Source organism: Lujinxingia vulgaris (assembly GCF_007997015.1).
Classification (GTDB): domain Bacteria; phylum Myxococcota_A; class Bradymonadia; order Bradymonadales; family Bradymonadaceae; genus Lujinxingia; species Lujinxingia vulgaris.
In genome coordinates this window covers 62,014-74,348 of sequence record NZ_VOSM01000009.1, presented here as the reverse complement: position 1 = coordinate 74,348, position 12,335 = coordinate 62,014, and the positions used below count along the sequence as shown (strand labels likewise).

General features: G+C 63.9%; 12 protein-coding genes. 4 read left to right on the top strand and 8 right to left on the bottom strand.

Annotated features, from left to right (window positions below):
• Positions 1-43 precede the first annotated feature (43 nt).
• The 6 genes from FRC98_RS16215 to FRC98_RS16190 all read right to left on the bottom strand — a co-directional run bounded on the left by FRC98_RS16215 (position 44) and on the right by FRC98_RS16190 (position 2,459).
• Positions 44-391, bottom strand: a complete 348-nt coding sequence (locus FRC98_RS16215) for a YtxH domain-containing protein (RefSeq protein WP_146982495.1) — start codon at positions 389-391, stop codon at positions 44-46.
• 71 nt (positions 392-462) lie between these two features.
• Entirely contained in the window at positions 463-771 is a 309-nt protein-coding gene (locus tag FRC98_RS16210) for a hypothetical protein (RefSeq protein WP_146982494.1), read from the bottom strand.
• Between the two features lie 47 nt (positions 772-818).
• On the bottom strand, positions 819-1,088 hold the full coding sequence (locus tag FRC98_RS16205; RefSeq protein WP_146982493.1) for an ElaB/YgaM/YqjD family protein: 270 nt from the start codon (positions 1,086-1,088) through the stop codon (positions 819-821).
• 106 nt (positions 1,089-1,194) lie between these two features.
• On the bottom strand, positions 1,195-1,461 hold the full coding sequence (locus tag FRC98_RS16200) for a DUF3618 domain-containing protein (RefSeq protein ID WP_146982492.1): 267 nt from the start codon (positions 1,459-1,461) through the stop codon (positions 1,195-1,197).
• A complete protein-coding gene (locus FRC98_RS16195) occupies positions 1,404-1,847 on the bottom strand; it encodes a phage holin family protein (protein ID WP_230467692.1) in 444 nt (147 codons plus the stop codon). Before FRC98_RS16195 ends, FRC98_RS16200 begins: the two co-directional genes overlap by 58 nt.
• A 195-nt stretch (positions 1,848-2,042) precedes the next feature.
• The gene (locus tag FRC98_RS16190; protein ID WP_146982490.1) at positions 2,043-2,459 is read right to left on the bottom strand and encodes a hypothetical protein; all 417 of its coding nucleotides are present in this window, start codon (positions 2,457-2,459) and stop codon (positions 2,043-2,045) included.
• A 356-nt stretch (positions 2,460-2,815) separates the two neighbouring features.
• Between FRC98_RS16190 and FRC98_RS16185 the strand changes: the two genes are divergently transcribed.
• Both FRC98_RS16185 and FRC98_RS16180 read left to right on the top strand, forming a co-directional pair.
• On the top strand, positions 2,816-4,243 hold the full coding sequence (locus tag FRC98_RS16185; RefSeq protein WP_146982489.1) for an ICP22 family protein: 1,428 nt from the start codon (positions 2,816-2,818) through the stop codon (positions 4,241-4,243).
• A gap of 66 nt (positions 4,244-4,309) precedes the next feature.
• Positions 4,310-6,013, top strand: coding sequence for a sigma 54-interacting transcriptional regulator (locus tag FRC98_RS16180; protein WP_146982488.1), 1,704 nt, complete (start codon positions 4,310-4,312; stop codon positions 6,011-6,013).
• Here the strand turns inward: FRC98_RS16180 and FRC98_RS16175 are convergent.
• On the bottom strand, positions 6,004-6,603 hold the full coding sequence (locus FRC98_RS16175; protein WP_146982487.1) for an HAD family hydrolase: 600 nt from the start codon (positions 6,601-6,603) through the stop codon (positions 6,004-6,006). The genes FRC98_RS16180 and FRC98_RS16175 overlap by 10 nt on opposite strands.
• 98 nt (positions 6,604-6,701) lie before the next feature.
• Between FRC98_RS16175 and FRC98_RS16170 the strand changes: the two genes are divergently transcribed.
• Both FRC98_RS16170 and ettA read left to right on the top strand, forming a co-directional pair.
• Complete coding sequence (locus FRC98_RS16170) at positions 6,702-7,901, top strand: cyclic nucleotide-binding domain-containing protein (RefSeq protein WP_230467691.1); 1,200 nt, start codon at positions 6,702-6,704, stop codon at positions 7,899-7,901.
• Between the two features lie 133 nt (positions 7,902-8,034).
• Positions 8,035-9,708, top strand: coding sequence for an energy-dependent translational throttle protein EttA (gene ettA / locus FRC98_RS16165; RefSeq protein WP_146982485.1), 1,674 nt, complete (start codon positions 8,035-8,037; stop codon positions 9,706-9,708).
• 133 nt (positions 9,709-9,841) lie between these two features.
• Here ettA and FRC98_RS16160 read toward each other — a convergent pair whose 3' ends face one another.
• A complete protein-coding gene (locus tag FRC98_RS16160; RefSeq protein ID WP_146982484.1) occupies positions 9,842-12,325 on the bottom strand; it encodes a heavy metal translocating P-type ATPase in 2,484 nt (827 codons plus the stop codon).
• Positions 12,326-12,335: the final 10 nt, after the last annotated feature.

The following is a 12,335-nucleotide window of genomic DNA, read 5'->3' as shown; positions in this document are numbered from 1 at the left end:
GGCAGCGCTTCTTTCGTACAAAGAGCCTACTTAGAGGCGCTGATTAGCTGCGAGCCGCCGAGGAGTCGGTTCCCTGGGGAATCGCCGCCTCTGCGTTCTCCCGCGTCTTACGGCTGACCTCGTTGAGTTTCTCGGAGCCGCGCTCGCGGAGATCTTCGAGGGAGTGGCGCAGCTCGTCGCGCAGCTCATTGCCGCGCTTCGGAGCGAAGAGCAGGCCGAGGGAGGCTCCCACGGCGATGCCGGCGCCGAAGACGCCGAGCATCGGCAAGACGACGTCCATGGTGCTCTTGCGATGTTCGAGGCCCAGGCGGTCGAGGACGTTTTCGATGGAGGCGTCATACGTGGTGCTGACGTTTCGGTTGACGTCGTTCATAACTTTTTTCCAGTCCATGGTGCTCTCCTTTTAGCGAAGGTTCGGGCGCGAGGGCGCGAGGGCGCCAGAGCGCGGAGCGATGGGCGTGCTCAATGCGCGGAGGGGTCGCTCTCGTTGTTGGTGAGTGAACGTAAGTGTGAGGCGGCGACAGGCAAGACCATCGCCTTGATCCCGACCCGCATCAGTCGGCGCGTAAAGGGGGTGAAAAGCCCTCCGCCAAGTACGTAGCCGACGCCCGCTGCGGCGGCCAGGACAGCGTAAGGGTTGCGCTCGTAGATGTGGCCCAGGGGATTGTCGCGGCGAAAGTCATCGTAGAGATGACGGGCGTCGTCGACGATGCGGCGCGATTCATCCAGGTAGTCCCGGGTCTGTTCGAGGTCTTGCTTGAGGTCCGACATAACAAAGCTCTCAGCATCGGGGTCAGCGCAAAGGGTGGCGAGCGGCTTCAGGCGAGCCAGCGGCGGCTGGCGAGCCGGCCAATCACGTAGCCAGCGGCCACGGCGCCGGCGATGGCCAGGCCGGGGTTGGTGCGGATGAAGTCGACGGCCTGGTCGTTGAACTCCTGCAGACGCTGGCGGGTCTGATCGTAGTTCTGCTCGATGTCGTGGTACTGCTGCTCGATGCGCGCGCGAGCTTCCGCCGCGCGTTCGCCGACACCGGGTTCGGACTGGGGCTGTTGGGGCGTGGTAGCGGTGGTGGGTTTTGCCTCGGTCATGATGGGAAGTCCTCATCGAAGTCAAACGCGCCGGCAGCGCGACAGCGGTCCGTAGAAATAGAAGTGTGCAGCAATGTGTGCACGGCGGCGCCAGGAGCAACCGGGATCAGCGTAGCGCGAAGTAAAGTCCCACCCCGAAGGCGATGCCGACGGCTTTTCGAGGATGATCGTGGACCCACTGACGCCAGTCAAGCGCGCGGTCCATGGTGGAGCGGACCTCGTGCTGGAGCATGTCCAGACTGGAGGCAATCTGGCGACGTGAGGCCTCAATCTCGAGCCGAATTTCTTCGGGAGTGCCCGCCGGTCGGCGGGCGCTTACGAGGGCTCCGCCGGAAGTTGCGGGGATGAGCTCTTGCGAAGTTGCTTTATCCATTGCTTGTTCCTCTCAAGCTCTTCCGAAATCTGAGGCAGGCTCACACCGCTCTCGCTGAGCTGGCTGGAGAGCCGCGCGATGGCCACGCCGGAGACGGCCAGGTGCAGGCCGGCCAGGATGGCGCAGGCGATGAACATCGGCCCGACCCCGCCGAGCCAGAGTGCGAGCAGCACGATGGCGGCCAGCAGCAGGAGGTAGCCCACCAGGGCGATGGCCCCGAAGACGACCAGCCCGATGACCTGGGTGGCGACCTGCTTGAGCTCGTCTTTGGCCTCGTGGCGCGCAAGCTCGACGTGCTGTCGAACCAGATTGGAGAACCCCTCGGAGAGGCCCTGGATCGCAGCGTTGAAGCCGGCCGCCGACGGGGAGTCTGGTTGGCGTTGCACGGAACCTCCGGTGAGAAAGAAAAACGCCTGTTCGCTCGATGTCATGAGCGTCTCTGGCGAGCGGGCTGACGTGCCAAACTCTAAGCGCGTCGCCGCGCGGGTCTACCCACACCCTGAAGACCGGGGTTAAGCCCGAAGCGTGTGGAGATGCCGGCGCGAGGGCCTCGGCGGCGGTCGTTGCCCGGGGGAGGGCGCTTATTCGATTTCGATGGTTACCGTGGCGAGGTTATTCTCGGTGATGGAGGCGGTCGCCGACTCGACGGTAGCGCCGATGTTGTGGACGCCCGGCTCGAAGTCGGTGAACCAGCTCTTGGCGATGCCGCTGAGTACCACGACGTTGCCCTCGACGACGACGTTCTGGGGCTCGGCCTCCACCCGTGGATCCTGGGTGAAGACGGTGACCTGGTCGATCTCATCGGCGAAGTTGATCACGGTGAGTTCGACGGTGAAGAACTCGTCGGTCATGCCGGTCTCGGAGGTCGAGATCACATCCGGGGTGATGGACATGGAGACGATGCCCGGCTCGGTCGGGTCGAGCAGGCAGCCCGAGAGGGTGACGAGGGCCAACACGAGAAGGAGAGCCGAAGCTCGGGAAAACACAGATCGCAGCATAAAAGTCTCCAGCGCAGCCGCCTCAACAAGGGGGTCTGGTGATGGTGATGTGATGACTTCGCCTTGAGCCAACGTTGACGTCATCTCTGCTGCCTTAAGAGCACTGTGAGCTGCGTTGCACATCCTCGACGATGCCCAAGCATCGCCTGTGGTTTGCGCCCTGCTCAGGTCACTCTCGAATTCGCATTCAAAGGCGTCAAAACTGCCTCACGGCGTTATAAAAAAAGGCCCTGAACTCCTATCATGCTTTGAGAGCCGGGTCCAACGGCGGGCCGCGACGGTTGGCCTCGGTGGGGGAGCTGGGTTAAGCTGAGGGCGACGAATTCTGCAGGCATTTCTTGAGAGCGACGGTCGCGATGGCAGCACAGTACTGCGTCAAAGTATCCGCCGGGGAGGCCTCGGTGGAGGTGGGGGAGTTGGCCGCGCGGGTGGCGCGGCTGTCGGGGCGAGGTGCAGCCGAGATCGAGGGGATGCTGAAGTTGGGGGATGTGGCGATCGCTGATTCGCTCAGTTACAGCGAGTCGTTGGAGCTGCAGCGGGAGCTGATGCGCTTGAAGATTCCATCGAAGGTGGTCTCGGAGGTGGGTGAAGGCAAGGGGGGAGCGCTTTTGCAGCGTGGTCGGTCGCCGGCCGGGGTTGAGGCGGTGAGCGCGACGCAAGAGGCGGGGGCGAGGGATGGGGTCGACGCTTATGTTGACGTGTCGGAATCGCGAGGCGCTGGCGTGAAAGGTGGTCAGGGAGCCGAAGAGGAGAATCCCTGGGCGGAGTTTTTTCCGGATTTGCAGGCTGGCGAGGAGTCGGCGGCGGAGCGTGTGCGGGGGGGCGCGCCGGAGGTTGAGTCTGCCGGGGCGGCGAGGGCGCAGGAGGAGGTTCGGTCGTCGCCGGGGTCAGGTGGCGAGGGAGCGAAGGGAGCTGAGCGCGAAGCGCGGGCCTCCGAGCTTCGGCCCACCTCTCCCGAAGATCCCGAACCTTCGCCCGCCGGGCCCGACCGCGCCCGTCTGGCCGAGGCGCTTCAGTTTTATGAGGAGCGTCCTCCCTATGCACCTCGTGGCTACGACCCGCGTCCGGATCATGTGCCGCTCCTCGCCGCGTGTTTTAGCGCGGTGGCGCCCGGTGCGGGGCAGATCTTCAACGGGCAGCCGGAGAAGGCCCAGCGCTACGCGCTGACGTTTTTTTTGCTGCTGCCCTGGTACCGCGCGGTGCGCGACGCCTGGATCTATGGCGAGCAAGTGCGGCGCTATTATGCGCCGCGTCCCGAGCCCGGAGAGGCGCGCCGCGCGGCGTCTTTTGCGCTGAAGTGGTGGCTTGCTGTGGGGGTGGTGGCCTCGCTCTCGGCCTACACCTATGGCCTGATCGAGGATCAGCGTCAGCAGGCTCGCGAGCACGCTGAGCGCGAGCTTGTCGCGGCGATGATCGATGTCGCGGTGGTCGAGGTCGATGAGGCTCTTGAGCCCGCCACCATCGCCGCCCGCGAAGCTCACGAGAAGCTCGCCGAGCAGAGCGCGGCGTTTACGATGAGCCAGGAGGAGCGGGCGCAGCGCCTGTATATCATCGGCTACCAGAGCTGCGTGGAGCGTGACTATGAGGCCTGTGAGGCGACGATGCGGCGCGTGACGGCGTTGCGCGCCGAGAGCCGCGACGCCTTCAGGTTGCAGGCCTGGGCCAGCGTGCAGGCACGGCGCAACGATCCTGAGGCGCCGATGCCGGAGGTCGCGCCGGTGCCCACGCTGGAGGAGTTTGAATTGAGCGCGGGGCCCGGCCCCCGGCACCCCGACGATTTGTGATGAAGGCCGGGCACGCGCCCGGTGATGGTGATGGCGAACCGGTGAACCCGGCATGAGGTGGATGCGATGGCCTGGCGACTGCGGTGGGTAAGTGAGGGGCAGGAGGAACGCTACGCGATGATGGGCGAGCGTGTCTCACTGTGGACAGACGCCACCGGGGCGTTGTCGCTGGAGCGCGGGCCCGAGGGGTGGGAGTGGGCGGCGCTGGTGGACGACGGGCTTGAGGGTCCGCGTCTTGTCTGGCGTCACGCGCCCGAGGGCGTCGTGTTGTACCGGGGCGATAAGGTTGCCACCCCGGAGGCGCTCGACGAGGAGACGGTTCACTGGGAGGTGCAGGCCGGCGATCGCGTCGTCTTTGAGGGCGCCGACGTCACGCTGGAGATCGTCGCGACCTCGTTTGGCGGGCAGCGCGAGTTGGAGGTTGTGAGCTTGAGCCGCGCCGAGACTCCGGGGGAGTCCGAGGCGAAACGATCGTTGGAGCTGCATCGTCAGATCGCTGAAGGGGCGGGCTGGGGGATCGTGTTGCGCGCGTTTGAAGACGCGCTCTCAGGCGACGGAACGTTTGAGCGGGTGGAGGCCTCTGCGGCGATTTTGTGGGCCGGAGAAGAGACTTTTTTTCATGACGTGATCTGGTGCGATCGTGTGGAAGACGTGGCGGCAAGCGCCCCGGGAGGTCCGCTGGCCGCGCCCCTCTCCAGCCTGCTGGCGCGGGATCCTCAATTGCGCGAGCACCTCATCGACCGTGGCGAGGCGGTCTGGCGTCATCATCACGGAGAAGGCGCGGAGCTCTTTTTGCCCTTTGGCAACGACGAGCAGCGCTGCGGTGTGCTTTTTGCGTCAGGACAGCTCGGGGCGCCGGTGGAGGCGCTAAGCGCCGCGTTGAGCCCACTCGTAGACACCTTTGAGACACCGGCGATGGTGCTCGCGGAGCGGCGTCGGCTGCGCCAGGAGCTTGCCGAGGCCATTGAAGAAAACCGCTATTTCAGGGAGCGGGAGCGGCGCCACTACCTCTTTAAAGATCTGGTCTGTGAGAGCGCCGCGATGCGCGAGGTCTATGAGCAGGTCAACGCGCGGGTCGACGACTGCGACCCGGTGCTGATGACCGGGGAGGCCGGCACGGGCAAAGAACTTCTGGCGCGTGCGCTCCATCATCTGGGCGGGCGTCAGGGCGGGATGCTTATTCGCATGAACTGTGCCGAGGTGCCGCGAGAGCTGGTCGATATTGAGCTCTTTGGCTGTGTGGCAAGTGAGCTCATCGGCGCGGTCGCGCCACGGGAGGGCATCTTTGAGCTCGCGCGCGATGGCACCGTCTTTCTCGATGAGATCGACCGCCTCTCGCCAATGATGCAGGGGAAGATCGTGCGGGTGATTCAGGAGCGCGAGGTGCGACGTATTGGCGAGGGGGTGGGGCGGCGCATTGAGACGCGGTTGATCGCCAGCACGCATCACGACCTTGAAGAGCTGCGCGAGCGAGGTGTGCTGCGTGAGGATCTGTACCAGCTGCTCAAACCCGGAGTGCTGGATGTGCCGCCGCTGCGGAAGCGGCGCGAGGATATTTTGCCGCTGGCGCGCATCTTCCTGGCGAAGTTCGCGCATCGCCACAGCGCGGCCTGCCGCAGCGTGGGCCCCACGCTGGCGGGCTGGATGGAGGCGTACCGCTGGCCGGGCAACGTGCGACAGCTGCAGAGCTTTATGGAGTCGGCCGTGCTGATGGCCCGCGATGATGAAGAGCTTGATGAGCAGGTGTTGCGTGTGGGCGATCAGCGCTGAAGCACCCCGTGAGTGATAAGCTCGTCGCGCAATTGGTCGGCGCTCTCAAAGACAATGGCGCGCATGCCCACCTGACGGGCGGCCTCGCAGTTTTTGAGGCGATCGTCGACGAAGATGCAGCGTGCCGGGTCGACTCCCAGGGTTGAGGCCGCGCCCAGGTAGGCCCGGGGGTGGGGCTTTCGCACGCCGGTGTTGCAGGAGACGAAGGTCCAGGGCAGGTAGCGCGAGAGGGTGAGGCTGGACTCGATCACCTCGTACCACACCGGGTAGTTGGAGAGGGTGTGCATGGCGATGTTGGCCTCGCGAAGCTCAGCGAGCAGCTCCTCGATGCCGTCGAGCCAGCGGTAAGCGTCGTGCAGCACCGCTTTAAGGCGCTCCCCATCGACCGGTCCGTAAGGCGGAGGCAAAAAGATGTCATAGAAGTCATCTTCGGTGAGCTCTCCGTGCTCAAAGTCCACCCAGGCTGTGGGATGTTTGACCTCAAAGAGGCGCGGCAGCGGAAGATCGAAGAAGGCCGGGATCTCGTGAGCGATGGGGTCGTAGACCAGCGTGCTCATCACGTCGAGGAGCAGGATCGGGGTGTCGGACATGGACGGAGCTCTTTGGGTTACAATTGTTTACGTTGGGGCGAGTGCGCTCTACGATGGGCCTGAAGCGTAACACGGACTCGCACGCAGAGGAGTATGGCATGGTGGCAGCAGCACAGGAGACATCGTGGTTGGCCCGGGCGGATGTGTTTGCCGGGCTCTCCGAAGAGCAACGCGCGATGCTGGCGCCGGTCTTCCGCACTCGCGATCTGCAGGCTGGCGAGGTGGTCTGTAAGCAGGGCGACGCGGGGGATTATCTGGCCGTGGTCACCGCTGGCGAGCTCAGCGTGCGGGTGCAGCGCGAGGGACACGAGACGGAGGTTCGCGTGCTGGGGCTGCACGAGGTGTTTGGGGAGATGAGCTGTCTGGATCCGGCGCCCCGCTCGGCGGCGGTGGTGGCGCGGGTGGACTCTCGGGTGAAGATGCTCTCGCGAACGATGCTCAACGCGCTGCATACCAACGCCCCGGCGCTCTTTTCGGGGGTTGTGCGTGGGGTGGCCAACCGGGTGGCCGAGCGTCTGGAGGCCACCAACGCGCGCATTGAGGAGCTTTTGGCGACAAAGCGCTCGCCGACGCAGCCGCGTCAGCCGAGTCTGGCGCAGCTTCAGAGCGATTTGAGCCGGGGGCGCCCCCATCAGGGGGAGGTGATGCTGGAGGCGGTCGGCGCGCTCAAACCCTTTTCGGCTCGGGATCTGGAGGTGCTCAAAACGGTGTCGGTGGCGCGGGCTTTTGCTCCGGGTGAGATCATCTGTTTGCAGGGCGAACCGGCGCGCGCGGCGTTTGTGGTGGCGTCGGGGCGAGTGGATGTGCTGCGGGCGGTGAATCAGAAGATCTACCAGCTGGCGCGGGTGGAGGAGGGGAGCCTGCTGGGGCAGCTCGCGCTTCTGCGCGACGCGCGGCGCTCGGCCACGTTGCGCGCGGTGGATGATGTGGTGATCCTGGGGCTTGCGCGCGATCGTTTCGAGGCGTTGCTCGCTGCGCAGAGTCCGCTGGCGATCGCGTTTCAAGAGATCGTGACCATCGCCGGGATTCAGCAGCTGCGCATGGCCAACGATCTGGTGGGGTATCTGGACGGACGTGAGGCCAAGCGTCAGATCCCGGACATCGCCAGGCGCATCGTGCGCAAAGAGGTCGCCGATACGATCGATGAGGCCGATGAGGTGGAGGCCATCGCGGCGGCGTATCTGCAGACCACGCTGCAGAACTGGGACATCTCCCCCTCAGAGCTTAAGCGGGTGCGGGTGGTCAAGAGCGAGGGCGTGATGAGCGCCGCCGAGATCGCCGCGCGCCTTAAAAAATAGCGGTCCGATCGATGCGCGGCGTTGGGGGCTTGCGAGCCCGGAGAAGCCCGCACATAATCCGCCCAACTTCGAGGGTCCGCCCAGGCGCGGGCCGAGCTTTGATGCGACTTCACTACAACCCAGGGTTGGTACGTTGAGCGATAATAAGATCATTTTTTCGATGGTCGGCGTCGGCAAGATTCACCCGCCGAACCATCAGGTTCTCAAAGACATCTACCTCTCGTTCTTCTACGGCGCGAAGATCGGCGTGCTGGGCCTTAACGGCTCCGGTAAGAGTACGCTTTTGAAGATCATCGCCGGTGAAGATCCCAACTACGTGGGTGAGATTCATCGCGATAAGGGCGTGAGCTTTGGCTACCTGCATCAGGAGCCGGAGCTCGACCCGAACCTCACGGTGCGCGAGGTGGTGGAGGAGGGCGTCCAGGAGACGGTGGACCTGCTTAAGGCCTACGAGGCGATCAGCACGCAGTTTGCCGATCCGGATGCGGACTTCGATGCGCTGATGGCGCAGCAGGCCAAACTTCAAGACAAGATCGAGCATCTCAACGCGTGGGACCTCGACAGCAAGCTGCAGATGGCGATGGACGCGTTGCGCTGCCCGCCGGGTGATACGAAGATCGAGGTGCTCAGCGGTGGGGAGCGCCGTCGTGTGGCGCTCTGCCGGCTGCTTCTGCAGGAGCCCGACGTGCTCCTGCTCGACGAGCCGACCAACCACCTCGACGCCGAGTCGGTGGGCTGGCTGGAGCAGCACCTGGCGCAGTACGAGGGCACGGTCATCGCCGTGACCCACGATCGTTACTTTTTGGATAACGTCGCCGGCTGGATTCTTGAGCTGGACCGCGGCCAGGGCATCCCCTTTGAGGGCAACTACTCCTCGTGGCTGGAGCAGAAGCAGAAGCGTCTGGCCCAGGAAGAGAAGAGCGAGTCGAAGCGTCAGAAGGCGCTGGCCGCTGAGCTCGAGTGGATTCGCTCCTCGCCGAAGGCCCGCCAGGCCAAGTCCAAGGCGCGTATCAGTGCCTACGAGAAGATGGTCGCCGAGCAGCAGCAGACCAAAGAGCGGGAGCTGGAGATCTCCATTCCGCCCGGGCCGCGCCTGGGCGACACGGTGATCCGCGCCGAAGGCATCATGAAGGGCTTTGGCGACCGGCTCCTTTATGAAGATCTGAGCTTCAACCTGCCGCCCGGGGGCATCGTGGGTATCATCGGGCCTAACGGCGCCGGTAAGTCGACGCTCTTCCGGATGATCACCGGCCAGGAGACCCCCGATGAGGGCACGATCACCATCGGGGAGACGGTCAAGCTGGGTTATATCGACCAGAACCGCCCGCTGGATCCGGAAAAGTCGGTGTGGGAGGAGGTCAGCGACGGTCAGGATGTGATTGAGCTTGGCAACCGCACGGTGAACTCTCGCCAGTACGTCTCCTGGTTTAACTTCGGCGGCAGCGACCAGCAGAAGAAGACCGGCGTGCTCAGCGGTGGGGAGCGAAACCGCGTGTATCTGGCCAAGGTGCTTAAAGAGGGCTCGAACGTGCTCTTGCTCGATGAGCCTTCCAACGACCTCGACGTGAACACGTTGCGTGCGCTGGAAGAAGCGCTGCTGGACTTTGCGGGCTGCGCGGTGGTGATCAGCCACGATCGTTGGTTCCTCGACCGCATCGCCACCCACATTCTGGCCTTTGAGGGCGACAGTGAGGTGGTGTGGTTCAACGGCAACTACTCCGAGTATGAGGCCGACCGCCGCAAGCGCCTGGGCGCCGAGGCGCTTCGCCCGAGTCGCATCAAGTACAAGAAGCTCAAGCGCGACTAAGATCGAGCATGCATGTCGTGTGAACGACGTGTGTGATCCACGTGCAACGCCAGAAGGCGCCGCGAGAGCGGCGCCTTTTTCGTTCTAGCCTAGCCTCACGCCCAAACGAAGCACCGGCCATTGCCGTGTAGTTTCAGGAATGTGAATCGCGGTAGGCCAACAGTCGCAGCGCATTGAAGACGACAACGACCGTCGAGCCTTCATGCAACGCGACAGCAGGTCCGATGTTCAATCCCAGAAGTGTGGCGGGGATCAGGAAGGCCACCATGCCCAGGCTCATCCATAAGTTCTGGCGAATAATGGCACTGGTCTTTCGACTAAGCCCCACGGCGTAGGGAAGTTTGCTCAGGTCGTCGGCCATCAGCGCGATCTGAGCGGTCTCCAGGGCGGTATCTGAGCCGGCGGCGCCCATGGCGATGCCCACGGTGGCGTTGGCCATCGCGGGCGCGTCGTTGACACCGTCGCCAACCATAGCGACCTTCCCGTGCTCCGCGAGATCTTTGATGAACCTGACTTTGTCGTCGGGCATCAGATCGCCTCGAGCTTCGTCCAGCCCGACGTGTTTGGCGACGGCATCGGCGACGGACTGGTTGTCACCGGAGATCATGATCATGCGGGTGATTCCCAGTTCCCGAAGTCGTGTGATCATGGCCGCCGCAGTCTCACGCGGGGTATCCATCAGGCCAATTGCTCCGAGGTAGCGCTCGCCACGTCGCACGATCATCGTGGTCTGACCGGATGTTTCGAGCTCGCGCACGCGCTGGCGAAGATCGTCGGGAAGTGCCTCACCCTCGGCCTCGTCGAAGAGATCTTCCTTGCCAACGAGTACCCACTCGTCTTGGATACGCGCGCGGACACCACGGCCGGTTACGCTCTTGAGCTCGCGAGCCTCATACGTCACCTGACCCGGGCTATCTTCACCGTGGCGAACAATCGCTGCCGCCAGAGGGTGGTCGCTGAGCCGTTCGACGGCCACGGCCACGGAGAGCAACTCCGCGGAGGTTGTGTCACGGTAGGGCTCAACCGAAGTCACTCGGGGTTCGCCCTCGGTCAGCGTTCCCGTTTTGTCGAAGGCGATGGCGCTGAGCTGTCCCAGATGCTCAAGCGGGGCGCCGCCTTTGACGAGAACGCCCGACTTTCCAGCGGCAGCCACGCTACTGAGAACCGCGCTGGGGGTCGCGATGGCCAGCGCGCAGGGGCTTGCGGCAACGAGTACTGCCATCGCGCGGTAAAAGCTCTCGGAGAAGGTCTCATCCAGCACCATGAACGCAAAGAGTAGCAGGACGACAAGGGCGAGCACCGAGGGCACAAAGTAGCGCTCAAATGTTGCGGTGAACTCCTGGGTGGGTGAGCGCATCGTCTCGGCTTCGGTGACCATTTGCACCACTCTGGCAAGCGCGGAGTCTGTGGAGCGTTTGGTCACTTGAACCGTCAACGCGCCCTCACCATTGATGGTTCCGGCAAACACACGATGCTCCGGAGCGATGCTCTCGGGATGCTTTGCGGCACGTTCGGGCTCGTCGACCGGTCGCTTGTCCACCGGCACGCTCTCACCGGTGACCGGCGCCTGATTGATTGCGCTCTCTCCCTCAACGACGAAGCCGTCGGCCGGAACGCGTTTGTTGGGTTTGATGCGGACACGGTCACCGACCTGAAGATCATCGACCGAGATGACCTGTTCGCTGCCATTGCGAATCACGGTCGCGTCCTGGGGCGTCAGATCGGAGAGCGACTCGATTGCGCGCCTGGCCCGGGCCATCGCGAAGTGCTCCAGCGAGTGGCCCAGGCTGAACAGAAAGAGCAGCAGCCCACCCTCAACCCATTGGCCCAGAATCGCCGCACCGATGGCAGCGACGAGCATGAGGAAGTCAATCTCAAACGTGCGGTTTCGGATATGCTCGAAGGCTTCTCGCGCCGTAAAGAAACCCCCGAAGCCATAGGCCGCCCAGAGCGGAAGAAGGTTCATCCATTCCGCAGGAAGAGCCACGAGTTTGGGGAGCAACCATCCGATGAGAAGAAAGACACCCGAGGCGATGGCGAATCCGAGCTCGGCGCGCGAGTTTCCGTGCCGGTGAGCGTGTTCGGACTCTTGCTCCGGGTGCGCGTCTTCGCCGTGGTCGTGCTCTACGTGCTCGGCACGTTCGTGTCGCGATCCAGGACGGCGCTCGGCGTACTCGTGACTCAGATGAAGGCCGAGCTCACCGATGGCCGCTCGTAGAGCCTCCTCGGAAACCCGATCGCGGTCATACTCGACGCGGAGCCCACCGGCGCCGGAGACCTCGGCCTCCAGCACCCCTTCGATGCTACGGAGTCTTTCAGCACGGCTGCGCGCTCGCCCCACATGGGAGGTCTCCGAGACTTTTGCCAGAAAATGCCCGTACTTTTTCGTTAACCGGGCACCCGCAGCCTCCGCGAGCTCGCGAACTCGCTGGAGGCTTATTCGGCCGGGCTCGTAGTGGATACACAACGTCGAGGGCGCGGTATCGGTGACAACATGAACTTCGGTGATGCCGTCCTGGTCGCCGAGCATGGTCTCCATGCGTGTGAGGCATTGATCGCGTTCATCGGTGACCTCGGGCAGCAACACGGGAATTTTCAGGCGCAACTTTTCCGTCATGGGACTTCCT